This window comes from Streptomyces sp. NPDC090088 (genome assembly GCF_044747345.1).
Classification (GTDB): Bacteria; Actinomycetota; Actinomycetes; order Streptomycetales; family Streptomycetaceae; genus Streptomyces.
The window spans coordinates 176732-199587 of sequence record NZ_JBIVDZ010000007.1; the positions used below are offsets into that span (position 1 = coordinate 176732).

At 73.5% G+C, this 22856-nt stretch carries 18 protein-coding genes and 1 pseudogene; 8 read left to right on the forward strand and 11 right to left on the reverse strand.

Annotation, left to right across the window (positions count from 1 at the left end):
* Nucleotides 1-116: 116 nt before the first annotated feature.
* Nucleotides 117-869: a helix-turn-helix domain-containing protein gene (locus tag ACIPSJ_RS31770; protein WP_359213786.1), complete on the forward strand. Its 753-nt coding sequence runs from the start codon at nucleotides 117-119 to the stop codon at nucleotides 867-869.
* 33 nt (nucleotides 870-902) lie between these two features.
* Here the strand turns inward: ACIPSJ_RS31770 and ACIPSJ_RS31775 are convergent, their stop codons facing one another.
* Together ACIPSJ_RS31775 and ACIPSJ_RS31780 are read right to left on the reverse strand one after the other, a co-directional pair.
* A complete protein-coding gene (locus ACIPSJ_RS31775) occupies nucleotides 903-1625 on the reverse strand; it encodes a class I SAM-dependent methyltransferase (protein WP_359213782.1) in 723 nt (240 codons plus the stop codon).
* Between the two features lie 65 nt (nucleotides 1626-1690).
* Nucleotides 1691-2086, reverse strand: coding sequence for a nuclear transport factor 2 family protein (locus tag ACIPSJ_RS31780; protein ID WP_355727472.1), 396 nt, complete (start codon nucleotides 2084-2086; stop codon nucleotides 1691-1693).
* Nucleotides 2087-2141: 55 nt separating this feature from the next.
* Between ACIPSJ_RS31780 and ACIPSJ_RS31785 the strand changes: the two genes are divergently transcribed.
* The gene (locus ACIPSJ_RS31785) at nucleotides 2142-2720 is read left to right on the forward strand and encodes a PadR family transcriptional regulator (RefSeq protein WP_401351112.1); all 579 of its coding nucleotides are present in this window, start codon (nucleotides 2142-2144) and stop codon (nucleotides 2718-2720) included.
* 36 nt (nucleotides 2721-2756) lie between these two features.
* On the opposite strand, the gene ACIPSJ_RS31790 is transcribed toward ACIPSJ_RS31785, so the two are convergent.
* The 4 genes from ACIPSJ_RS31790 to ACIPSJ_RS31805 form a co-directional block, all read right to left on the reverse strand.
* Nucleotides 2757-3926: a C40 family peptidase gene (locus tag ACIPSJ_RS31790; protein ID WP_401351113.1), complete on the reverse strand. Its 1170-nt coding sequence runs from the start codon at nucleotides 3924-3926 to the stop codon at nucleotides 2757-2759.
* A 95-nt stretch (nucleotides 3927-4021) separates the two neighbouring features.
* Nucleotides 4022-4561 (reverse strand): RNA polymerase sigma factor, encoded by a 540-nt coding sequence (locus ACIPSJ_RS31795; protein ID WP_359213772.1) that lies wholly within the window; start codon nucleotides 4559-4561, stop codon nucleotides 4022-4024.
* A gap of 52 nt (nucleotides 4562-4613) precedes the next feature.
* Nucleotides 4614-5279 (reverse strand): M15 family metallopeptidase, encoded by a 666-nt coding sequence (locus tag ACIPSJ_RS31800; protein ID WP_401351114.1) that lies wholly within the window; start codon nucleotides 5277-5279, stop codon nucleotides 4614-4616.
* A gap of 85 nt (nucleotides 5280-5364) precedes the next feature.
* The gene (locus ACIPSJ_RS31805; protein ID WP_401351115.1) at nucleotides 5365-8484 is read right to left on the reverse strand and encodes an AfsR/SARP family transcriptional regulator; all 3120 of its coding nucleotides are present in this window, start codon (nucleotides 8482-8484) and stop codon (nucleotides 5365-5367) included.
* A 387-nt stretch (nucleotides 8485-8871) separates the two neighbouring features.
* Between ACIPSJ_RS31805 and ACIPSJ_RS31810 the strand changes: the two genes are divergently transcribed.
* The 4 genes from ACIPSJ_RS31810 to ACIPSJ_RS31825 all read left to right on the forward strand — a co-directional run bounded on the left by ACIPSJ_RS31810 (nucleotide 8872) and on the right by ACIPSJ_RS31825 (nucleotide 13479).
* Nucleotides 8872-9807 (forward strand): hypothetical protein, encoded by a 936-nt coding sequence (locus ACIPSJ_RS31810; protein WP_401351116.1) that lies wholly within the window; start codon nucleotides 8872-8874, stop codon nucleotides 9805-9807.
* Nucleotides 9808-9896: 89 nt separating this feature from the next.
* The gene (locus ACIPSJ_RS31815) at nucleotides 9897-10355 is read left to right on the forward strand and encodes a hypothetical protein (protein WP_359213760.1); all 459 of its coding nucleotides are present in this window, start codon (nucleotides 9897-9899) and stop codon (nucleotides 10353-10355) included.
* Nucleotides 10356-10560: 205 nt separating this feature from the next.
* The gene (locus ACIPSJ_RS31820) at nucleotides 10561-12609 is read left to right on the forward strand and encodes a phosphocholine-specific phospholipase C (protein ID WP_359213757.1); all 2049 of its coding nucleotides are present in this window, start codon (nucleotides 10561-10563) and stop codon (nucleotides 12607-12609) included.
* A 66-nt stretch (nucleotides 12610-12675) separates the two neighbouring features.
* Complete coding sequence (locus ACIPSJ_RS31825) at nucleotides 12676-13479, forward strand: phospholipid scramblase-related protein (RefSeq protein WP_359213754.1); 804 nt, start codon at nucleotides 12676-12678, stop codon at nucleotides 13477-13479.
* Nucleotides 13480-13627: 148 nt separating this feature from the next.
* On the opposite strand, the gene ACIPSJ_RS31830 is transcribed toward ACIPSJ_RS31825, so the two are convergent.
* Both ACIPSJ_RS31830 and ACIPSJ_RS31835 read right to left on the reverse strand, forming a co-directional pair.
* Nucleotides 13628-14581: a hypothetical protein gene (locus ACIPSJ_RS31830; RefSeq protein ID WP_401351117.1), complete on the reverse strand. Its 954-nt coding sequence runs from the start codon at nucleotides 14579-14581 to the stop codon at nucleotides 13628-13630.
* Nucleotides 14578-15372: a phosphatase PAP2 family protein gene (locus ACIPSJ_RS31835; RefSeq protein WP_359213748.1), complete on the reverse strand. Its 795-nt coding sequence runs from the start codon at nucleotides 15370-15372 to the stop codon at nucleotides 14578-14580. Before ACIPSJ_RS31835 ends, ACIPSJ_RS31830 begins: the two co-directional genes overlap by 4 nt.
* A gap of 234 nt (nucleotides 15373-15606) precedes the next feature.
* On the opposite strand from ACIPSJ_RS31835, the gene ACIPSJ_RS31840 reads away from it, so the two are divergent.
* Nucleotides 15607-16221 carry a TetR/AcrR family transcriptional regulator gene (locus tag ACIPSJ_RS31840; RefSeq protein ID WP_359213745.1) on the forward strand — a complete coding sequence of 205 codons (615 nt, stop codon included), beginning with the start codon at nucleotides 15607-15609 and terminating at the stop codon, nucleotides 16219-16221.
* A gap of 155 nt (nucleotides 16222-16376) precedes the next feature.
* Here ACIPSJ_RS31840 and ACIPSJ_RS31845 read toward each other — a convergent pair whose 3' ends face one another.
* The 3 genes from ACIPSJ_RS31845 to ACIPSJ_RS31855 form a co-directional block, all read right to left on the reverse strand.
* Nucleotides 16377-17456 carry a DUF2510 domain-containing protein gene (locus ACIPSJ_RS31845; protein WP_401351118.1) on the reverse strand — a complete coding sequence of 360 codons (1080 nt, stop codon included), beginning with the start codon at nucleotides 17454-17456 and terminating at the stop codon, nucleotides 16377-16379.
* Between the two features lie 78 nt (nucleotides 17457-17534).
* Complete coding sequence (locus ACIPSJ_RS31850; protein WP_401351120.1) at nucleotides 17535-18677, reverse strand: anhydro-N-acetylmuramic acid kinase; 1143 nt, start codon at nucleotides 18675-18677, stop codon at nucleotides 17535-17537.
* 4 nt (nucleotides 18678-18681) lie between these two features.
* On the reverse strand, nucleotides 18682-19953 hold the full coding sequence (locus ACIPSJ_RS31855; protein ID WP_401351121.1) for an MFS transporter: 1272 nt from the start codon (nucleotides 19951-19953) through the stop codon (nucleotides 18682-18684).
* 181 nt (nucleotides 19954-20134) lie between these two features.
* Between ACIPSJ_RS31855 and ACIPSJ_RS31860 the strand changes: the two are divergent.
* Nucleotides 20135-22816, forward strand: a pseudogene (locus ACIPSJ_RS31860) (ATP-binding protein).
* Nucleotides 22817-22856: the final 40 nt, after the last annotated feature.

Here is a 22856-nt window from a genome sequence, read left to right on the forward strand (position 1 = left end):
TCTGAACACGCGGACTTCAGTCTGCTGGGGCGTGGGGCCACCACGCACGGCGGCGCACCGCACACGGGGAACGGCGGTACGGGGAGCCGGTTGGGCGGTATCCGGGGGAGAGGCGCGTGAACGAAGAACGGGGAGCGGCCACAGCCGTCAGACCGGCGGAACCACCGCACTCGCCGGACGGCGGCGGGCGCAGCGTGCTGGAGGGCGCCTTCGCGCTGCTGGGGGCGGTGGAGCGGGCCGGAGAGGCCGGACTGACCAGGCTCGCCGCGGAGTGCGGTCTGCCCAAGACCACCACGTACCGCCTGCTGGAGCAACTGGTCGACCTGGGTGCCGTCGAGCGAAGCCGCAAGGGCTACCGCATGGGGTCGCGGATCTTCCGGCTCGGGCAGGGCTGGCAGCCGTACCCCGGCCTGCGCACGGCCGCCCGTGCGCCGGCCCGGCGCCTCGCCCGCCTCACGGGCGCGACGGTGGGGCTCAACGTACTGCGGGAGGGGCAGACCCTCGTCCTCGACTGGACGCCCGGCGACACCGCCGGAGCGCTCGGCCGATCGCTCGACGCCGGGGTGTGGCCCTGGTTCACCGCGGCGGGCAAGGTGCTGGTCGCCGGGGCGGATCCGCGGCTCCCGCTGGACCCGCTGACCGGGTCCTGGCACCGGCAGGCCGGGACGATCCGGGACCGGGGCGTCGCCTTCGACCGGGAGGAGGTGGCGGCCGGCGTGTGCTGTGTGGCCGTGCCGGTGCACGGCCCGAACGGCGCGGTGCTGGCGTCCCTGAGCGCCGTGACCGATCCCGCGCACAGCCTGGACCGGCTCGCGGGTGCCGTGCAGCACGCGGGAAGGGCGATCGGCGCGGCCCTGCGCGGCCGGTGAGCGGCGGACACCCGGCCGGCTGACCCGTGCCGGTCAGCGGCGCGCGGTGGTCAGCACCAGGTAGGGGGCCGGGTGCTGGGACTCCGGCACGGTCGGGGCGTCCACGGCCGGGGCGGGGAAGCCGGAGCCGGTGAGCAGTGCGGTGTACGCGGACAGCGGGCGGTAGTGGCAGACCGTCGTGACCGTGGTGCCGTCGAGTCGGCGCAGCTCGGTGGGGACGGGTGCGCCGTGGGTGTAGGACGCGCCCGGGGCGCCGTACCGGAGGGTGGCGAACTGCGCGCCCACCGCCGCCGGGTTGAGGTCCGCGAGGACATAGGGGGCGCCCGGGCGGAGCACGCGGTGGATCTCGGCGGTGAGGGCGGCCAGCCGCCGGTCGTCGGGGTCGGTGCAGTAGACCAGGCAGCAGACGGCCGCCTCGATACTGCCGTCCGGGATCCAGGACAGCGAACGGCCGTCGAAACGGCGGTAGTCGACGCGCGGATCGGGGCGGTCGGCGCGGGCGATGTCCAGCATGGGGGTGGAGGGGTCGACGCCCTGGACCGACCAGCCCCCGGTGCGGGCCAGTTCCAGGGCGAGCGCGCCGGTGCCGCAGCCGATGTCGAGGACGGTCGCACCGGGCGCCGGGGGAGTGCCGACACGGTCCAGCACCGCCGGGAAGATCAGCTGCCGGGCCAGCCTCATGTCCCGGTCGCGGTAGGCGGCCGCGGCCGCCGGGGTGTCCCAGGAGAGCGCCCGGGACGGGTCGGAAGCGGTCATGGCCTTGAGTCTTGTGGCCGGGGCGGGCTCCCACCAGTCCCTCGATCGGGGGACGGCGGCCGTGCTCACCGCGCGGCGGCGGCCTCCTCGGCGATCCGCTCGAACTGGGCGCCCATCGCCTCGGACAGCGCCTGGGCGGCCGAGAGCGGGCGCACCATCACCGTGAAGTCGTCGATCTTCCCGTCCTCGTCGAAGTGCAGGAAGTCGCAGCCCTGGAGCTTCTTCCCGGCGACGGTCGCGGTGAAGACGAGGGCGTGGTCGCGGCCGTCGGGGTTGGCGATCTCCCGGACGTACTCGAAGTCCTCGAAGACCCGGGACACCGCGCGCAGGATCGCCGCGGTGATCGCCTTGCCCGGGTACGGCTTGAAGGCGACCGGGCTGGTGAAGACGACGTCCTCGGCCAGCAGGGCGGCCACGGCGTCCATGTCGCCGTTCTCGACGGCCTTGCGGAAGGGGTGCATGGGGTCCACCTACCTATTCAAAAAGTTGACTACATCCGCATGCTAGCGTGTCCCCATGGCTCTGCGGAACGCGGTGATGGCGGCCCTCCTGGAGGGCGAGGCCTCCGGGTACGACCTCGCGAAGGGATTCGACGCGACGGTCGCCAACTTCTGGACGGCGACACCCCAGCAGCTCTACCGCGAGCTGGAGCGCATGGAGGCCGCGGGACTGGTCTCCGCCCGCGTGGTCGAGCAGGAGCGCCGGCCCAACAAGCGGCTGTTCTCGTTGACGGAGGCCGGGCGCGAAGCCGTCCGCGCCTATACCGCCGAACCGCCCGCCCGGCCCTCCGTGGTCCGCGACGAACTGCTGGTCAAGGTGCAGTGCGCGGACGCCGGTGACCTGGCGGCGGTCCGGACGGCGGTCGCCGGGCGCATCGAGTGGGGCGCCGCCAAGCTGGCCCGGTACGAGCGGATCCGGCAGCGCCTGCTCGCCGGCCGCTCGGAGGAGGCGTACTTCGCCGAGGCGGAGCGCATCGGCCCGTACCTCACCCTGCTGCGCGGGATGTCCTTCGAACGGGAGAACCTGCGGTGGGGGGAGCTGGCGCTGCGCAGGATCGAGCAGCGGATGGATGTTGTCAGTCAACAAAGTGACTAGTCCGGCGGACGGGTGGGCCCGTCCGCCGCACCCGGGTCAGCAGGTGGCGACCCCCGGCAGCCACGCCGGGCCCTTGATGTAGATGTTGGTCATCCACGCGCCGTTGGTCAGCTTGGACCAGGCGTCGTTGGTGTAGCCCTCGGCCGTGACCGTCTGGGCGTGCGCCTGGCACACCACGTTGACCGTCGTGGGCTGCGGGAAGTAGTCGACGACACCGGCGTTCACGTTCGGCTCGCTGTGCGTGCGCACACCGGTGCCCCAGGTCTGGAACGCCGTGCTGCCCCCGCTCGGCGGCGGGGCGCTGTCCCCGCCGCAGTCCGGGATGCCGGGCAGCGAGGCCGGGCCCTTGATGTAGATGTTGGTCAGCCAGGAACCGTCGGCCAGCTTCGACCAGATGTCGTTGGTGTAGCCCTCGGCGGTCACCGTCTCCGCGTGCTCCTGGCACTGCACGGAGACCTGCGTCGGCCCGGCGAAGGTGTCCACGACGGAGGAGCGCACGCTCGGCGTGGAGTGCGTGCGCACGCCGGTGCCCCAGGTCTCGAACGTGGTACCGCCGTTGGCCGGCGGCGGGACCGGTGTACCGGACGGGTTGATCCGGATCGCCCCCGCGTAGTCGCCGCCGGTGCGCACCGGCGTCACCCGGATGTGGGTGCCCGACTCGTAGGCCTCCACCATCTGCCCCGCGCCCAGGTACATGGCGACGTGGTGGATGTGCCCGCTGCCCCAGAACATCAGGTCACCGGGGACCAGCGGAGCGGTGCCCTGGGCCGCCGAGAAACGGGCCGCGGCCTGCGGGCTGTGGTACTGGTCGTCGGCCGTGCCGTTGAGCAGGTCCCGGCCGGTCGCCCGGTAGTAGGCATACCGCGTCAGGCCCGAACAGTCGAAGCCCTTGCGCTCGTTGTCGTGCAGGCTGTCCGGGTCGGAGCCGTCGTAGTAGCCGTACGTGGCACCGGGCGTGGCGCCGTGGCCGCCGCCCCAGCTGTACCAGACGCCGATCTGCGAGCAGGCCGCGTTCACGGCGGCCTCCGCGGTGGCCGAGGCGCCCGGGGCCAGCACCCCGCAGGTGGCGTCCTGGGCGGCGCGCGGGGCGGCGGCGGTGGCGGCGTGGGCGGTGGCGGTGGCGGCGTGGGCGGTGGCGGACAGGAGCGGGACCGTCGCGAGAGCCGCCGCGACGACGACCGCCCTGCCGGGAGTGGTGAGTCTCAAGATGCACGTCCTTGGTCGACATGGGCCGGGTGCGGGGGTCGGGCGAACTGCCCGGGTGCCGCGTCCCACCCCCGTCGGGACGCGACACCCGGAACTCAGCCGGCCAGCGCCGCGCGCATCTTGGCCAGCGCCCGCATCCGGTTGCGCTGGACGGTGCCGCGATGGGCGCCGAGCCGCTCCCCGGCCGTGTCGTGGGTGAGGCCCTCCAGATCGACGAGGATCACCGCGGCCGCCTCCTTCGGCGAGAGCATGCTCAGCAGCGCGAGGGCGGTGGCCGAGGCCTCGTAGGAGCCGAGCCCGCCGTCCCAGCCGGCCTCCGGCAGCCGGTCGGTGGTGCGCTCCCGCCGGGAGGGGTGCAGCCAGGAGTCGCGCAGCAGGTTCAGCGCGACCGTGCAGGTGTAGGCGTACGGATGCTGCTGGTGCGCCAGGTTGCTGGCGCGGGCCCGCCGGGAGAGCCGCAGATAGGTCTCCTGCAGCAGGTCGTCGGCGTCGTGCGGATTGCCGGTCAGGGCGAGCAGCCGTCTGCGGAGTCTGGGCATGTCGGCGGTGAAGGAGGCGTCGAAGTCGCCCGGGCTCATCCGCTCCGCGGCCGCTTCGCGCGGGTCCTGCGTACAGGTGCCGCCGTGGCTTTCCATGGTCGTTCCCCCCGATGGTCGTCGATGCTGAGAGAGAGGTCCGGTCCGTTGGTCAGACGGGCCGGACAGGGGCGGTGGCGGGTCCGTAGCGGGCGGCCGGCGCGCCGCTCAGCAGGGCCCAGTACCGGTCGCCGTAGGACCAGTGCCACCACTCCGTGGGGTAGTTGACGAAGCCGGCGGCGGAGAGCGCCTCGTCCATCAGGGTCCGGTGGGCGCGTGCCTCGGCGCTGATGTTCGCCGCGCCGGTCGGGCAGGCGCCCGCGCTCTCCTCCGGGGTGGCGTTGACCTCCGTGCCCAGCGGCAGCTCCGTGCCGTCGACGGTGCACAGGGTCAGGTCCACCGCCCCGCCGCTGACATGGGGGGCCACCTCCGGCGGGGAGATGTAGGCGCTGGCCAGTTCGCGGATCAGGTCCGGGGAGGCGTCGGGGCGGGCCGCGCGCAGGGTCGCCGCGTACTGCTCGAAGTAGCGGCGCTGGAGCGCGGGCGGCCGGTACCCCTCGACCACCAGGAACCGGATCCCGGCCGGCAGCAGCGCCTGTGCCTGCAGCAGCCGGCGCAGCGCCCCCAGCCGCAGATGGGCGTAGCTGCCGTCGGCGTCGGCCTGGCGGGGGTCGATCCGCAGCACGGGTGTCCCGCGCAGATCGACCAGCGGTTCACCGCATTCCTGCTCGGTGACCGCGGCGACCCGGGAGTCGGAGAGCGTGATGATGTCCGTCACGCTCACCAGAGTGCCGGGGTCCCCTGCAATTGCTCTGCAGGTTCCCTGCAAGCCCGCCACCAGGGCTTCTGTAGCCGGATTCCGGCTACGACGGCTCGTCCTCCGCGCGTTCCCACGCCTCCCGCACGCCCACCGACCGGAACACCTCCAGCGCCTCGGCCCGAGCCGCCCGGGCGGCCTCCTCCTCGCCGTCCGCCGACCACACCCCGGCCAGGTCCCGCACCGTGCGCGCCCGCCACAACGGCAGCCCCAGCTCCGCCCAGAGCGCCGCCGCGTGCTCCAGCGGCCGGCGCGCCCCGCCGGTGTCCCCGGCCGCCAGCAACTGCTCCCCGAGCGTGCGCAGCACCAGGGCCTCGCCGAACCGGTCCTGCCGCTCCCGGGCCACCTCCAGACAGCGCACCAGCCGCCGGCCCGCCTGCTCCGTACGGCCGGTGCGCAACTCCACCTTGGCCAGCGACTGTTCGGTGTACATCAGGCCGAAGGTGTCGTGCAGGCCGGTGAAGACGTCCAGCGCGTCGCGCAGCAGCCGCTCGGCCTCCGGGTAGCGGCCCTCGGACCGGTCGCACAGGGCCTGCGAGCGCAGGGTGAGCCCCTCGCCGTGCCGGTCGGCGGCGGCCCGGTACAGCACGAGGGCGCGGTCCAGGGCCTCCCGGGCGGCGGCCCCGCGCCCCTGCTCACGGTGCACGTACCCGATGCCGTACAGCACGCCCGCGCGGGCGCCGACGTCCCCCTCGTCGCCGTACCGCTCCAGCGCGGCCTCCAGCAGCTCCAGCGCCTCGGCGTACCGGGCCTGTTCGCGGCGGGCGGTGCCCATCCCGGCCAGCGCCACGGCCGCCCCGTCCGGCAGCTGCTCCCCGAACAGCCGCAGCGCGTCCGAGAAGTAGGCGTACGAATCCTCGAACCGGTCCTGCTCGTAACGGAGCTGGCCGAGTCCGGCGAGCAGCCAGGCCTCGCCCTCGACGTCCCCGCCGCGGCGGACCGCCGCCATGGCCGCGGTGTGCGAGCGGGACCAGGCGTCGAACTGGTTGTACAGCGCGGCCGAACTCGCTATCAGCGCCCCGGCGAGATCCCGGGCGGCCCGCGCCATGCCGTGGTCGGCGCAGTGCGTCACCGCGGCCAGCAGCCCGGCCTGTTCGGCGGCGAACCAGGCCGCGGGCCGGGCCAGCAGGGCCTCCTCGGTCTCCGGGTCGAGCGGGCGTACGGCGGCCGGCTCGGGGAAGTGCCGGGTCGCGCCGCCGGGGCCGCGGGCGGCGGCCTTCCGGGCGAGGTCCAGCCAGCAGCCGACCAGACGCAGCACCGCCGCCGCACGGTCCTCGGCGCTCTCCTCGGAGAGACAGCGCTCGCGGGCGTGCTCCCGGGCGAGGTCCTGGATGCGGTAGCGGGGCAGGCCCGTGCCGTCCACCCCGATCACGTCGATGAAGTGGCAGTCCACCAGCCGCTCGACGGCCTCCTCGGCCTCCTCGGTCCCGATGCCGAGCAGCGGGGCGGCGATCCAGGCCGCGAAGTCGGGCAGGTCCAGCAGGGCCAGGCGGCGCAGGGCCCGGCGTTCCGGCGGGTCGAGGTCCGCGTAGCCGAGCTCCAGGCTGGTGCGCAACTCCAGGTCCCCGGCGCTCAGTTCGTTGAGCCGGCGCCGTTCGTCGCGCAGCCGTCCGGCGAGCCGGCCCGGCGCCCAGTGCGGGCGGGCGGCCAGCCGCGCCCCGGCGATCCGCACCGCGAGCGGCAGCCGACCGCACAGCGCGACGATCTCGGCGGCCCGCTCCGGCTCCGCCCCCGTCCGCCCCTCACCGGCCACCCGGCGCAGCAGGTCCAGGGCCTCGGCCTCGTCCGGCACGGCGAGGTCCAGATGGGCGGCGCCCTCCAGCGCCACCAGCCGCCGTCGGCTGGTGACCAGCACCGCCGAGCCGGGTCCGGGCGGCAGCAGCGGCCGCACATGCGCCTCACCGGCCGCGTTGTCCAGGACGATCAGGACCCGCCGGTGGCCGATGTGGGTGCGGTAGAGGCCGGTCAGCTCCTCGACGCCGGAGGGCAGGGTGTCCGGTTCGACGCCCATCGCGCGCAGCAGCCGGGCGAGCGCGTCGGCGGGTTCCAGCGGGGTGGTGTCGGCGGCCCGCAGGTCCACGAACAGCCGCCCGTCCGGGAAGAGTTCGGCGGTCCGGTGGCCGACGTGCACGGCGAGCGCCGTCTTGCCCATGCCGGAGCGCCCGGAGATCACCCCGATCGGGGGTGCGGTCCGGCCGGGGTCGCCGACGCCGCGCAGCAGCTCGGTGGCCCACTTGACCTGCCCACCGCGGCCGACGAAGTCGGCGATGTCCGGCGGGAGATGGGAGGGCGCGGGGCGAGGCCGCTCACCTCCGGAGCCTCCGGAGCCTCCGGAGCCTCCGGAGCCGGCAAAGCCCTTGGAGCCGACGGGACTTCCCGGGCCTCTGGGGGCCGGTACCGGCCGCGCGGTGCGGCCCGTTCCCAGCACACCCTCGTCATGGGTCAGCACGGCCTGGTGCACCGCCCGCAGCTCGGGGCCCGGGTCGATGCCCAGCTCGTCGCGGAGCGCCGCGCGGCCCTCCTGGTAGACGCGCAGGGCGTCGGAGACCCGGCCGGTACGGAACAGGGCGGTCATCAACTGGCCGCGCGGCCGCTCCCGCAGCGGATGCGCGGCCACGTGCGCGAGCAGCGGCGCGATCGTCTCGTCGGCCCGGTCCAGCTCCAGGGCCAGCCCGAAGCACTCCTCCTCCGTCACCAGCCGCAGCTCCGCGAGGCGGGCCGCCTCGATCCGCGCGAACGACTGGCCGAGCCCCTCCAGCGCCTCCCGGCCCCGCCACAGCCCCAGCGCCTCCGCCAGCACCCCCGCGGCCTCCTCCGTACGCCCCAGGGACCGCGCGGCCGCGAGGAGTTCCTCGAAGCGGCGGGCGTCGACCCGGCCGGGGGCGAGGTCGGCGACATACCCCGGCGGGCGGGTGCGGATCACCTCGGCGGTGCCGACCCGGGCCAGGGCCCGGCGTACGGCGGAGACATGGGTGGCGACCAGGGCGCCCGCGGTGGCCGGAGCCTCCTCGTCCCAGACGAAGTCCACCAGACGGTCGGTGGAGATCACCTCGCCCAGGTGCACGACGAGTGCGGCGAGGACGGCGAGGGGTCTGGAACCGCCGAGCGGGGCCCGCCGGCCCCCCTCCCAGACCTCCACCGGGCCGAGCAGACGTACTTCGAACATCGATCCCCGATCGCTGCCCCCAGCAGATGCCGACAACGATATCGGCGGCCACCGACAGAGCAGGCCGAAAGCCGGGCCGTCGTGTCCGGAACCGTTCCGCCCGACAGGGCGGACGGCACCGTCCACGACGCCCGGTGTGCCGGGCGGGACCGGGATCGGGGGCGGTTCTCCCTCCTGGCGCAGTTGGCTGATTCCTGTGGGTTGCCATAGCGGCCCCTGTGTGTGGGACGGGTGGCGGGCGGCCCCCGTATGAGCGCGTCCCGGGATGCGCCACGAAATCCGTCGCGGCGGAAATTCTCCGCACGCGCATGTCATACGAACGCCCCGCCGGCGGCGTCAACGGCCCGAAAGCACCGAGCCGTTCGCCGTACGCCGAGGGAGTACCCGATGAAGCGCCCCGCCTTCCGCCGCAAGGCCGCGCAGCTGAGCGCCGTCGCCGCCGTGGCCGCGCTCGTTCTCACCGGCTGCTCCCGGGCGTCCGGCGACGACCCGGCCCCGCCCGCCGGATCCCGGGCACGTGACCTGACGTACGCGGAGGACCTGCGGATCTCCGACGCCGAACAGCGCCTGGTCGCCCGGTGCATGGCCCGCCACGGCTTCCGCTACTGGACGGACCGGCCGCTGAGCCTGGCCGAGAGCAGGCCGCTCGGCTACGTCCAGGACGACGTGCGCTGGGCCCGCGCCTACGGATACGGCAGCCGGATCACCGCCGAGGAGGACCGCGCCCGGCTGCGCAACCCCAACAACGCCTACCGCAAGGGCCTCACGGCCGCCCGGCAGACCGCCTACGACACCGCGCTCGACGGCGGCCGGCAGGCCGAGCCACTGCGCACCGGCGTCCCCGGCGGGGGCAGCGTCAGCAAGCGGACCGGCGGCTGCGACGGGGAGGCGGAACGGACGCTGTACGGCGATCCGCGGACCTGGTTCCGGCTCGACACCACCGCGAGCAACCTGCGTCCGCTCTACGTCGGCAAGCTGCTGCACGACCGGCGGTTCACCGCCGCCGTGCACGCGTGGTCGGCCTGCATGCGGCGGGCCGGTCACCCCTACCCGGACCCCGACGCGGCCCGGCAGGCCACCCGGGAGCACCCGGCGGTGCAGACCCGGGCCGAGGAGGCCAGGAGCTTCGCCGCCGAGACCCGGATCGCGGTCGCCGACGCCACCTGCGCCCGCGAGGTCTCCCTCAGGTCCGTGGGCCGGGCCCGCGAGGCCCACTACCTGGCCCAGCTGGACGGCGAGTACGGCGCCCGGCTGGACGCCTACCGGCAGGTGCGCCTGAAGGCGCTGGCACGCGCCGAGCGGATCGTGCCCGCCCGCACCTGACACCTGCCCGTACCCCATGACTCCGCGGCGCCCGCCGCGGCCCTTTCCCCACACCGACCGCCTCCGACGAGGCAGAACGGGAATTCACCATGCGCAAAATGACCCTCGCCCTCACCACCCTGGCCCTCGCCGCCGTCGGCTTCGCCCTGCCGGCCACCGCCCAGGCCTCGGCCGGCTGCAACGCGCAGTGGCCGGGCCGCGACGGCAACGTGCGGGCCTGGAAGGACTGGGACTGCGCGGGCGGCCTGCTCGGCGTCACCGCGGGCAACGACTCCTCCTGGTCCGACGCCGCCGGCGCCTTCCAGGGCAGCGACGGCAACGCCGCCTCCTCCGTGATGAACAGCGGGTACGTCGGCGGCAAGGACGTCGTGGCCTTCTACTACTTCTCCAACTACTCCGGCGGCTACGGCTGCCTCAAGCCGGGCGAGCTGTACGTGGACGACCTCACCCGCGACCACTTCACCGACGGCCACCCCATGAACGACAACATCCTGTCCCACCAGTGGGTGACGGAGAGCGCCTGCGCCGCGGGCTCCTTCATCAGCTGACGCCCCCGCCGACCGGTCACGGCCGCTCTCCCAGCCGTGACCGGTTCGCCGTCTCCTTACCGACTCCGTACCTCACGTACCTCCGACTTTCACATCGGCGCCATCGGACCCTTCCCTGACGTTCGCTGCCCTTGGAACACTCGCACCCGCACACATTCCGCCCTGTTCCGGCCATCCGTACGTCAGGATGAGAGGTCGTTCACCCATGACCGAAGTAAACCGGCGCCGCTTCCTCCAACTCGCGGGCGCCACTACAGCGTTCACGGCGCTGTCCAGCAGCATCCAGCGTGCCGCCGCGCTGCCCGCGAACCACCGCACCGGGTCGATCGAGGACGTCGAGCACATCGTCGTCCTGATGCAGGAGAACCGTTCGTTCGACCACTACTTCGGCACCCTCAGAGGTGTCCGCGGCTTCGGCGACCCGCGTTCGGTCACCCAGAACAACAAGTCCGTGTGGAACCAGTCGAACGGTACGAAGGACATCCTGCCGTTCCACCCGGACGCCGACGACCTGGGCCTCGCCTTCCTCCAGGACCTCCCGCACGGCTGGAGCGACACCCACAACGCCGTCAACGGCGGCAAGTACGACAAGTGGGTGCCCGCCAAGGGCTCCACGACGATGGCGTACCTGAACCGGGACGACATACCGTTCCACTACGCGCTCGCCGACGCGTTCACCGTCTGCGACGCCTACCACTGCTCGTTCATGGGCTCCACCGACCCGAACCGCTACTACATGTGGACGGGTTACACGGGCAACGACGGCCAGGGCGGCGGCCCGGTCCTCGGCAACGACGAGGCCGGCTACAGCTGGACCACCTACCCGGAGCGCCTGGAGAAGGCGGGCGTCTCCTGGAAGATCTACCAGGACGTCGGCGACGGCCTGGACGCGGCCGGCGGCTGGGGCTGGATCCAGGACGCCTACCGCGGCAACTACGGCGACAACTCGCTGCTCTACTTCAAGCAGTACCAGAACGCCCAGCCCGGCGACGCGCTGTACGACAAGGCCCGCACCGGCACCGACGCCACCAAGGGCGAGGGCTTCTTCGACCAGCTCAAGGCCGACGTCAAGGCCGGCAAGCTGCCGCAGATCTCCTGGGTGGTCGCCCCCGAGGCCTTCACCGAGCACCCCAACTGGCCCGCCAACTACGGCGCCTGGTACGTCTCCCAGGTCCTGGACGCGCTCACCGCCGACCCCAAGGTGTGGGCGAAGACGGCCGTGTTCATCACGTACGACGAGAACGACGGCTTCTTCGACCACCTGATCCCGCCGTTCCCGCCGGCCTCCGCCGCGCAGGGCAAGTCCACCGTCGACCCGGGCCCGGACCTCTTCAAGGGCGACGCGAGCCACGCGGCCGGCGCCTACGGTCTCGGCCAGCGGGTGCCGATGCTGGTCGTCTCCCCGTGGAGCAAGGGCGGTTACGTCTGCTCCGAGACGCTCGACCACACCTCGATCATCCGCTTCATGGAGTCCCGCTTCGGCGTCCACGAGCCGAACATCTCGCCGTGGCGCCGGGCCGTCAGCGGTGACCTGACCGGGGCCTTCGACTTCTCCCGCAAGGACACCAAGCCGGTCGCGCTGCCTTCCACCGACGGCTACCAGCCGCCGGACGGCAACCGCCACCCCGACTACGTGCCCACCCCGCCCGCCAACCCGTCCCTGCCCAGGCAGGAGCGCGGCTCGCGGCCCACCCGGCCGCTCAAGTACGCCCCGCTGGTGGACGGCTCGCTGGACGCGACGGCCGGCAAGTTCACCCTGACCTTCGCCTCGGGCGCGCACGCGGGCGCCGCCTTCCTGGTCACCTCCAACAACCGCGCCGACGGCCCCTGGAGCTACACCACCGAGGCCGGCAGGTCCGTCTCCGACACCTGGAACTCGGTGTACTCGGGCGGCTCCTACGACCTGACCGTGCACGGCCCCAACGGCTTCCTGCGCACCTTCCAGGGCCCCGGCAAGGTGGCGGGCCCCGAGGTCACCGCGCGGCCCGCGGGCGACGACATCGAGCTCACCCTCACCAACAAGGGCTCCGGCACGGTGAAGCTGACGCTGGCCAACGGCTACGGCGGCAAGCCCTGCACGGTCACCGTGCGCGCCGGGGCGACCGTGAAGCACACCGTCGACCTCGCGCGCAGCCGCCGCTGGTACGACGTGACGGTCACCTCCGACGCGGACAAGACCTTTGTGCGGCGGTTCGCCGGACATGTCGAGAACGGTCTTCCGGGCGTCAGCGACCCGGCGATCATCACCGAGTGACAGGGCGATGAGGGACGCATCGTGCGGGCTGGTCAGGTACCGGTCACATCGGGGTAGTGTGCCCCGGTGACCACGCAATCGAACACTCCTGCAGGCTGGTACCCCGATCCGCACGGTGCGTCCCAGACCCTCCGGTACTGGGACGGCACCCAGTGGACCGAGCAGACGAATCAGCAGGGCGCGGTGCCGGGGCAGGCCCCGGCCGCCGACCCCAAGGTGCAGCGGCAGGTGCAGCAGCAGGCCGGCGTCGCGGGCGGGGGCGCCGGTGGCGGCACCCTGTTCACCGAGCCGGTGCTGGTGGTGAACCAGAAGGCCAAGCTGATCGAGCTGACCAACGAGTACAAGGTCATGGACCAGCAGGGCCGTGAGCTCGGCTCGGTGGTCGAGGTCGGCCAGAGCGCGCTGAAGAAGGTCCTGCGGTTCGTCTCCAGCCTCGACCAGTTCATGACCCACCGGCTGGAGATCCGTGACGCCCACGGGCAGCCGCAGCTGGTGCTGACCCGGCCGGCCAAGTTCCTGAAGTCCCGGGTGATCGTGACGCGTCCGGACGGGTCGCCGGTCGGTGAGATCGTCCAGGAGAACATGATCGGGAAGATCAACTTCGCGATGAACGCGGGTGGCCAGAAGGTCGGCGCGATCAAGGCGGAGAACTGGCGGGCGTGGAACTTCGCGGTCGTGGACCACACCGACAACGAGGTGGCCCGGATCACGAAGACATGGGAAGGCCTCGCCAAGACCATGTTCACGACCGCCGACAACTACGTCCTGCAGATCCACTACCAGCTCCCGGAGCCGCTGCTGAGCCTGGTGGTGGCGACGGCGCTGACCGTGGACACGGCGCTGAAGCAGGACTCGCGGGGGCTCGGCTGAGTCGTCCCCTACGGGGGTACTGCCTGGGCGGCCGGTGCGTGCGGAGATCGCATGTACCGGCCGTTTTCGTTTGGTCGGTGTGTGTCGTTGTGTGGCTGCGGGTGAGTGGGGGCTGAGCGCGCAGTTCCCCGCGCCCCTGGCGGGGCGCTCAGATCGACGTCAGGTGTTCGGTTTCCGGTTTCTGCTGGGGGAGCAGGGCCTGTTGGGCGGCTGCCCTTGCTTCCTCCAGGGCGAGTACCGCTGCCACCGGGTGTTCGTCGTCCGGTTCGATGAGCGGGGACGGTGGGGTCACGCGGGTCAGGAGAACCACGCCCCAGGAGGCGAGGACCGCGCCCGCGAGGGCGAGGAGGATGCCGGTCGCGCCGTCCCGGAGGCCCTGGCCCAGCAGGGTGAGGCCGATGACCGCCGCGGCCACGGGGTTGGAGAGGGTGACCACGGCGAGCGGGGCGCCCAGGCCGCCCCGGTAGGCGGTCTGGGAGAGCAGGAGGCCGCCGACCGCGAACGCGGCCACCAGGAGGGCGACCACGATCACCTCGGTGCTGAGGACGGGGCCCGAGCGGTCGGTCGCCGCCACCGTCACCGTCTGGGTGAGGGCGGAGGCGACGCCGGAGGCGAAGCCGGACGCGGTGGCGTGGCGCAGGCCCGGGCGGCTGCCGGGGCGGGAGAGCACGCCGATCAGGGCGGCCGTCGTGCCGGCGACCGCGAGCGCCTCGGTGAGGCTCAGGGTGCGGTCGGGTGCCGGGCCGGAGGCCGTGATCAGGAGGGCGCCGAGGCCGAGCAGGGTCAGGGCCGTGCCCCGCCACTCCGTCGCGCTGACCCGGCGGCCCGCCACCCGGGCGCCCATCGGCACGGCCGCGACCAGGGTGAGCGCCCCCAGGGGCTGGACGAGGGTCAGCGGGCCGTACTTGAGGGCGACGACATGGAGCAGGGCCGCGCCGGCGTTGAGGCCGACCGCCGCCCACCAGGCGCCGGAGCCGAGCAGTCGTAGCAGACCCGCTCCGGAGTTCTTCGAGGCCAGGCGTTCCTGGGCGACGGCGGCGGCCGCGTAGGCGACGGCCGAGACCAGGGAGAGGGCGACGGCGACCAGGGCCGCGGCGCTCATCGGCCGGCCCCCGCCAGCACGGGCTCGTCCGGAACGAGGGTGCGGGTGCCGCGGCCGGCCGTGGTGGCCGTGCGGTGCGGCGGGTGGGTCAGGGCGAGGGCGGCGCCCAGCATGGCGGTGGCGACGATCGCGTCCAGCCAGTAGTGGTTCGCGGTACCGACGATCACGAGGAGGGTGATCGCGGGATGCAGCAGCCACAGCCAGCGCCATCGCGAGCGCGTCGCGACGATCAGGCCGATCGCCACCATCAGGGCCCAGCCGAAGTGCAGCGAGGGCATCGCCGCGAACTGGTTGGAGAGGTGGTCGCTGGAGGGCGGGCCGTAGACGGAGGGGCCGTAGACGCGGGCCGTGTCGATCAGGCCGGTCGCGGCCAGCATCCGGGGCGGTGCCAGCGGGAAGGTGAAGGGCAGCACCAGGGCGGCGGCGGTGACCAAGGCGAGGACCCGGCGGGCCCACACGTAGTGCGCGGGCCGCTTCAGGTAGAGCCAGACCAGGAAGGCCAGCGTGGCCGGGAAATGAACGGTGGCGTAGTAGGTGTTGGCCAGGTGGACGAGGGTGTCGCCGTGCAGCAGTGCGGACTGCACGTCGACCTCCGAGGGCAGGTGCAGCGTCCGTTCCAGGTCCCAGATCCGGTGGGCGTTGTGCAGGGCCTCGGCGGTGTGGCCGGTGGCCAGCTGCCGCCCGAACTTGTAGACGAGGAAGAGCCCTGCGACGAGCAGGAGCTCTCGGACGAGCGGCGGCCGGGTTATGGACCCCGGCTCCGCTGCTGCCGGCTCGGACTGGGATCTCATCCCAGGCCCCCTCACTGACGGTGGTGCTGTGCCGAGTCCGGGCGGTGGCCCGGACTCACCGAAACTCATCGATACGGAAGCGTACCGATACGCCACTGTACCGATACGGCCGAGTACCGGTACAGTGGCGTATCGATAGACGTAGGCCACACTGGTTGTAGGTTTCCGCCCGGCCCGAACGGTGGGTGGGGCGTAAGTGATCCGTAAGTGATCGGCGAGTGAGGAGAAGGGCACATGACGTCGCAGGCCGCGGACGGACCGGACACGGTCGCCGCCTCGCGCCGCTCCAAGATCACGCCGGAGCGTGAGCGGGAGTTCTTCGACGCCGTGCTCGAACAGATCCGCGAGTGCGGCTACGACTCCGTGACCATGGACGGCGTCGCCGCCAGCACCCGGTGCAGCAAGTCCACGCTCTACCGGCAGTGGAAGACCAAGCCGCAGTTCGTCGCGGCGGCGCTGCGCGCCAGCCGCCGGGTGCGCTTCGTCGGCATCGACACCGGGTCGCTCGCCGACGACCTGCGTCAGGTCGGGCGGACCGCGGGTGACTGGTCGGGCAAGGACACCAAGCTCCTCCAGGCGCTGGGGCACGCGGTCACCTCGGACCGCGAGCTGGCGACGGCCCTGCGCGAGGCGCTGGTCGAACCCGAGATGGTCGCGCTCCAGGAGATTCTGCGACGCGGTGTCGAACGCGGCGAGATCCCCGCCGACCATCCCGCGCTGGAGTACATCCCGGCCATGATGTTCGGCGTCCTGCGGATCCGTCCCATCCTGACCGGCGAGTACGCCGACGCCGACTACCTGGTCCGCTTCGTGGAGGCCGTCGCGCTGCCCGCACTCGGACTGACCTGAGACCCAGGCCGCCGTCCACGGGATGACTGGACGGCGACCTGCTCGCGCCGCACCGTGGGGACGGGGGCGGCGCGCACCCCCCGGCCGGGTGGGGTGCCCCTTTGAGCGGAGGGGCATCCCACCCGGCCGACAGTCCTTCCGGGGTCAGGAGGTTCTCAGACGGTCTGGCCGCTGCCGCTGCCGGAGGACACCTTGATGCCCTCGGTGATCGTGTCGATCACGGACTGCTTCTGGCCGACGTCGACGCCGAACCGGACCACCACGATCTGCGAGGCGTTCCCGGGCGACGGGAAGGCCAGCGACTCGACATAGCCGTCGGCGCCCTTGCTGGTCACGGCCTTCCAGCGGACCAGGTAGCCCTTCTGCCCGGCCACGGTGACCGCCTTGGAGGCCAGCACCTCGTGCGAGGTGATCGAGCCGTAGGTCTTGCCGCCGTACGACTCCTTGGCGTTGGCCGCGATGTCCGCCTTGGCGACCTCCTCGGCGGTGCTGCCCGAGGTGCCCAGCGCCAGCGCCGGCGCGGAGTAGGCGCCGCCGGTGGTGCAGGTCTGCGTGGTGTCGCCGGGGCACTTGTAGGAGTTGTCGGAGGTGACCTGCGCGCCGACGCTGATCGCCTGCCCGGTCCAGCCGTCCGGCACCGGGATGCTGATGGCGTTGACGGAGTCCGACACCGTGCCGCCGCCCTTGACCTTCGGCGCCTCGGACTGGTCCGGCGACGGCGACGGCGACGCGCCGCCGTCGGTGCCGCCCGACCCCGAGCTGCCGCCCGACCCGCCGAACGGGAGGCCCTGCCCGCCGTTCTGCCCTTGTCCGCCGTTCTGTCCTTCGGGACCGCCCTGGCCGAAACCGCCCTGTCCGCCCGAACCCTGCTGCGAGGCCTGGCCGCCGCTGTCGCTGCCGTCGGAGGTGAGCGCCCACGCGCCCACCCCGATGGCGGCGAGCACCGCCACGGCCACACCGACGGCTATGCCGGTGCGCAGCCCGCGCTTCTGGGGCGTCGGCGGCACGGCGGGGTATGCCGGATACCCCGGATAGGCCGGGTACACCGGCTCGGTGCCGTCGCCCGGGTGGATCCCGTCGGCAGGCGGCTGCGGCGGGGGACCCCAGTCGGCGCCCGACCCGGCGGGGCGGGTCTGCTCGGTCCACGCCTTGCCGTCCCACCAGCGTTCGGTGGCCGGACCGTCACTTGTCTGCCCGGGATCGGGGTACCACCCGGGAGGAGTCACCTGCGTCATGCCCCCCACCGTATGAGGCATCGGTGAAAGTCGGATGAGAGGATCCGGCAACTTTCGGATGAGGTGACGCGCGGGCGGTCATTCGATCCGCAGCCGCACCGGCGGAGCCGGTGCCCGTGGCGGCAGCCGCAGTCCGTCGCGGCCCGGGGTGAGTGAGCCGAGGATGCTCGGGTGGCGGGCGCCGGTGGCGGTCGGGGCGGTGCCCGGCAGGCCGTGGGCGGTGAGGAAGCCGAGGAGTGCGAAGGCGTAGGCCTCCTTGGCCGTCGCGGGCAGGCCGAGTTCGTCGGAGGCGCGGACCGGGGTGCCGGGCAGTTCGGCGCGGAGCACGGCCATCAGGGCGGGGTTGCGGGTGCCGCCGCCCGAGGCGATCACCTCCGTGGCGCCGAGGTCCCGGACGGCGGTTGCCACCGTCCGGGCGGTGAGCAGGGTGAGGGTCGCCAGCGCGTCCTCGGCGGAGAGCTCCTCGACGGCCCGCCAGTAGTCCGCGTGGAACAGTTCCTTGCCGGTGGTCTTCGGCGCGGGCAGCGCGTAGTACGGCTCCGCCAGGAGCCGCTCCAGCAGGGGCCCGTCCGGCCGGCCGCGCGCCGCCAGCGCCCCGTCCGCGTCGTACGCCAGCCGCCCGCCCGTGAACCCCCGGGCCGCCGCGTCCGTCAGCGCGCACCCGGGACCGGTGTCGAAGGCGGTGCCGTCCGGTGCCGTGAGGTTGGCGATCCCGCCGATGTTCAGCGCCACCGGCGTGCCCGGCCGGCCGCGCAGCCACAGCAGGTCGAACAGGCTCACCAGGGGAGCGCCCTGCCCCCCGGCGGCCACGTCCCGGGGCCGGAAGTCGGCGACCACCGGCAGGCCGGTCGCCTCCGCGATCCAGGCCGGCTGCCCCAGCTGCAGGGTGCCGTGCACCCGGCCGCCCTCCGCCCAGTGGTAGACCGTCTGCCCGTGCGAGGCGACCAACTCGGCCCGTCCGCCGCACAGTTCACGGTCGGCCCGGGCGGCCGCCGCCGCGAACGCCTGCCCGATCCGGGTGTCCAGCAGACAGACCCGCGCCAGCGGTACGGCCGCCGGAGGCAGCGCTCCGGCGAGCGACTCCCGCAGTTCGTCGTCGTACGGGGTGCTCACCATGCCCAGCGGCTTCAGCAGCAGCGTGCCGTCCAGCAGCCGCAGCTCGGCCGCCGCCGCGTCGACCGCGTCGTAGGACGTCCCGGACATCAGACCGATCACCAGCACCGCGTCAACCCGCCTTCCGCGTCCACGGCCGGAGCAGCGCCAGCACGCTGACCGCGCAGGTCGCCGCCGCGTAGTAGCCGGGGACGTCGAGGTTCCCGGTCCGCTTCACCGCCTCCGTGATGATGAGGCCCGCGCAGCCCGAGAACACCGCATTGGACAAGGCGTAGGCGAGTCCGAGGCCCGTGCAGCGCGCCCGTGCCGGGAACATCTCGGCGAGCAGCGCGGGCCCCGGCCCCGCCATCAGCCCCACCACCGCGCCCGCGCCGCACAGGGCCGCGCCCTTCACCCCGGCGGGGACCCCCGCGTCCTGGAGGAGGTGGAGCAGCGGCAGGGCCAGCACGACCACCAGGGCGGCGCCCGTCAGCATCACCGGCCGCCGCCCGACCCGGTCGCTGAGCAGCCCCGCCGGGAGGATCGCCGCCGCGAAGCCCAGGTTCGCCACCGCGGTCGCCAGCAGCGCCGTACGGAAGCCGGTGTGCAGCGCGGTCTGCAGATACGACGGCAGGACGACCAGGAAGGTGTACCCGGCCGCCGACCAGCCCATCACCCGTCCGACGGCCAGCCCGATCGCCCCGGCCGGCACCCGCGCGGATCCCGCGGCCGGCTCCCGGAACTCCGGAGTCTCCTCCAGCCCCACCCGCAGCCACAGCGCGAGCAGCCCCAGGGGCAGCGCCAGCAGGAACGGCAACCGCCAGCCCCAGGAGCCGAGCTGGGCCTCCGTCAGGGCGGTCGCCAGCCCCGCCGCCAGCCCGGCCCCGGCCAGCAGCCCCAGCGCCACCGTGAACGACTGCCACGCCCCGTACAGCCCCCGCCGCCCTGGGGGCGCGAACTCGGTCAGCATCGCCACCGCGCCTCCGAACTCCCCGCCCGCCGAGAGCCCCTGAACCACCCTCAGGAACGTCAGCAGCCAGGGCGCCAACGCGCCGGCCTGCGCATACGTCGGCAGCACGCCGATCAGTGTGGTCGCGCCCGTCATCAGCGCGACCACCAGGATGAGCACCGGCCGCCGCCCCAGCCGGTCGGCCAGCCGGCCGAACAGGGCCGCGCCCAGCGGCCGGAAGAAGAACGCCAGCCCGAACGAGGCGTACGTCCGTACCAGCCCCTCGGCCGCGCTGCCGCCCGCCGGGGTGAAGAACCGCTCGGCGACGACCGTCGCGAAATAGCCGTAGACGGCGAACTCGTACCACTCGATGAAGTTGCCCACCGCTCCGGCCGCCAGCGCCCGGAGCGACCGGTTCCGCTCCGGTGCCGCGCGATCTTCGAAAATCAGGTCCATTTTCCTGCCCATTGACGGTCCGTCCGCTGCACACCGGCAGGTCGGGGGCGTACCGCGTCGCCCCGTCGCACCCACTTTCACCCGTCACGGCAACAGCTGCCCGGACCCGCCTCCGGACAGCCAACAGGACGGCTACGCTCGTGGTCTGTACGTCGTTCGGGCGACTTGGGGAGGCAGCGGGATGACGGAGGAACAGCCCCCAGGGGGCGCCGCGGCTCCCCTCTGGGAGCGCGACTCGGAGCTCGCCGCCATCACCGAGGCGCTCGACAGCCTGTGCGCCGACCACTCCACCGCCGGCAACCTGCTGGTCCTGCGCGGCGAGGCCGGGATCGGGAAGACCGCGCTGCTGGCCGAGACCCGGCGGATCGCCGAGCGCCGCCGCTGCACCGTCTGGTCCGCCCGCGGCGGCTAGACCCTGCGCAGCGTCCCCTTCAACGTGGTACGGCAGCTGCTCCAGCCCGCCCTGGTCTCCCTGATGCCCGAGGAGGCCCGCGAATACCTGGGCGACTGGTACGAGATCGCCGGCCCCGCCCTCGGCATCACGGACCCCGGCGACCGTCGGGCCGACCCGCAGGGCGTCTGCGACGGCCTCGTCGCCGCCGTCCGCCGGCTCGCCAAACGCGAGTGGCCGCTGGTCCTGCTGATCGACGACGCGCACTGGGCCGACCAGGAGACCCTCGCCTGGCTCGCCGCCTTCGTCGAACGCCTCGACGACCTCCCCGTCCTGGTCCTGGTCGCCCGCCGCCCCGGCGAGGTCACCGGCGACAGCGCCCGCTACCTCGACGCCGTGGCCGCCGCGGCCGGACACCCCGCCCACACCCTCAGCGCCCTCACCCCGGACGCCACCGCCGGACTCACCCGCGCCACCCTCGGCGCACACGCCGACGCCCCGTTCTGCCGCGAGGTCTGGGCCGTCACCGGCGGCAACCCCTACGAGACCGTCGAACTCCTCGCCAAGGTCCAGGACAGCGAGGTCGAACCCGTCGAGGCCCGGGCCGGCGAACTGCGCGCCCTCAACCGGTCGGCGCGCGGCGGCGGACTCGTCACCCGCCTCGAAGGCCTCGGCATCGACGCCACCCGGTTCGCCTGGGCCGCCGCCATCCTCGGCACCGGCATCTCCGTCGACCTCGTCGCCCAGCTCGCCACCATGACCGTCGAGGACGCGGAGCGCTGCGCCGAACTGCTCTGCGCCGCCCGCATCCTCACCGCGCCCGACCCGGCCGGCTCCCGGCCCCACGCCGGCGACCTGGAGTTCGTCCACCCGCTGATCGCCACCGCCGTCTACAACTCCATCCCGCCCGCGATGTGCACCGCCATGCACGGCATCGCCGCGCAGATCGTCATCGACGACGGCCGGGGCATCGCCGAAGCCTCCCGCCACCTGCTGAAGGTGCACCCGGACGACGACGAGGAACTCGTCCAGCAGCTGCGCGACGCGGCCAAGGAACACCTCGCCGTCGGCGCCCCGGACGCGGCCCGCCGCTGCCTCGAACGCGCCCTGCTGGAACCGCCCGTACCCGAGGTCCACGCGCGCGTGCTCTACGAACTGGGCTGCGCCACCCTGCTCACCAAGCCCGCCGTCACCATCGACCACCTGCAGAGCGCGCTCGGCATGCCCGGCCTCGACAGCGCCGAACGCGTCGACGCCGTCTTCCGCCTCTCCCAGGCACTGCTCCACAACGACCAGCTGGAGGAGGCCGTCCGCACGGTCGAGGCGGAGGCCGCCCGGCACGAGGACGGACCCCCGAAACTCCGGCTCCAGGCCGTCCAGTTCATGTGGGAGGGCATCGCCGGCGAGGCCGTCTCCGCCCGCCGCTCCGAACGCCTCGCCGCCCTCGCCGCCACCTGCACCGGCCGGGACAACTCCGAGCGCGCCCTGCTGATGCTGCGCGGCTTCGACCTGCTCATCCAGGGCGAGAGCGCCGAAGAGGTCGTCGAACTCTGCGACCGCGCCCTGGTCAACGGCCGGCTCGCCCCCGGACTCGGCTGGACCGACACCGAGTGGGGCATCGAGCTGCTGCTGATGCTCGCCAACTCCTACGTCTACACCGACCGCCTCGACCGCGCGGAGAGCCTGTACAACGAGGCCCTGCGCGCCTACGAGTCCGCCGGCTGGAGCGGCGGCCACCTGGCCCTCGCCCATGCCTACGTCGGCCTCGGGCACCGCAGGCGCGGCCGGCTGCGGGACGCGGAGACCTCCCTGCGGGAGTCCCTGCGGATCGCCGAGCGGGTCGGCCGACGGCTGCCCCTGTACTGGACCGCCACCTGCAACCTCGTCGACACGCTGCTCGCCCGCGGCCATGTCGCGCAGGCCTGGGAGACCGCCGAGCAGTACGGCTTCGCACCGCCGTACCCCTCCACCATCGTGATGCCGGACCCGCGGTCCGTACGCGGCCGGCTGCTGCTCGCCGTCGGCCGCACGGACGAGGCCGTCAACGAACTGGAGGCGGCGGAGAAGGCGGCCGCCGCGCGCGGCCACTTCAACCCCGTGGTGGTGCCCTGGGCGCTCGACCTCGCCCGGGCCCTCTCGGGCGAGGACCCGGTCCGGGCGGCCCGGCTGGCGGCGGACGCGCGGCGGCAGGCGGAGCGGTTCGGCACGGACACCGCCATCGGGGAGGCGCTGCGGTGCGCTGCCGCGCTGGAGACCGGGCAGCGGCAGGTGCGGCTGGCTTCGCAGGCGGTGGCGTATCTGGAGGCCTCGCCGTGCCAGTACGAGCACGCGGCGGCTCGGGTGGAGTACGGGATCGCCGCGCGGTCGGTGGCCGAGTTGAACAGGGGGCTTGCGTTGGCTCGGTCGTGTGGGGCGGACGGGTTGGTCGCTCAGGCTCGGGAGGTGCTGGATACCGGGCGGGGGTTGCGTTGACGGGTGCGTTGCGGGGTGCGGGTGGGTGGGGGCTGGTCGC

Coding starts and splice junctions, on each gene's coding strand:
- ACIPSJ_RS31835 (WP_359213748.1), bottom strand. CDS start 15,372: ATGAGATCCCAGTCCGAGCCGGCAGCAGCGGAGCCGGGGTCCATAACC.
- ACIPSJ_RS31855 (WP_401351121.1), bottom strand. CDS start 19,953: ATGGACCTGATTTTCGAAGATCGCGCGGCACCGGAGCGGAACCGGTCG.
- ACIPSJ_RS31845 (WP_401351118.1), bottom strand. CDS start 17,456: ATGACGCAGGTGACTCCTCCCGGGTGGTACCCCGATCCCGGGCAGACA.
- ACIPSJ_RS31780 (WP_355727472.1), bottom strand. CDS start 2,086: ATGCACCCCTTCCGCAAGGCCGTCGAGAACGGCGACATGGACGCCGTG.
- ACIPSJ_RS31775 (WP_359213782.1), bottom strand. CDS start 1,625: ATGACCGCTTCCGACCCGTCCCGGGCGCTCTCCTGGGACACCCCGGCG.
- ACIPSJ_RS31805 (WP_401351115.1), bottom strand. CDS start 8,484: ATGTTCGAAGTACGTCTGCTCGGCCCGGTGGAGGTCTGGGAGGGGGGC.
- ACIPSJ_RS31795 (WP_359213772.1), bottom strand. CDS start 4,561: ATGGAAAGCCACGGCGGCACCTGTACGCAGGACCCGCGCGAAGCGGCC.
- ACIPSJ_RS31840 (WP_359213745.1), top strand. CDS start 15,607: ATGACGTCGCAGGCCGCGGACGGACCGGACACGGTCGCCGCCTCGCGC.
- ACIPSJ_RS31820 (WP_359213757.1), top strand. CDS start 10,561: ATGACCGAAGTAAACCGGCGCCGCTTCCTCCAACTCGCGGGCGCCACT.
- ACIPSJ_RS31785 (WP_401351112.1), top strand. CDS start 2,142: ATGGCTCTGCGGAACGCGGTGATGGCGGCCCTCCTGGAGGGCGAGGCC.
- ACIPSJ_RS31810 (WP_401351116.1), top strand. CDS start 8,872: ATGAAGCGCCCCGCCTTCCGCCGCAAGGCCGCGCAGCTGAGCGCCGTC.
- ACIPSJ_RS31815 (WP_359213760.1), top strand. CDS start 9,897: ATGCGCAAAATGACCCTCGCCCTCACCACCCTGGCCCTCGCCGCCGTC.
- ACIPSJ_RS31830 (WP_401351117.1), bottom strand. CDS start 14,581: ATGAGCGCCGCGGCCCTGGTCGCCGTCGCCCTCTCCCTGGTCTCGGCC.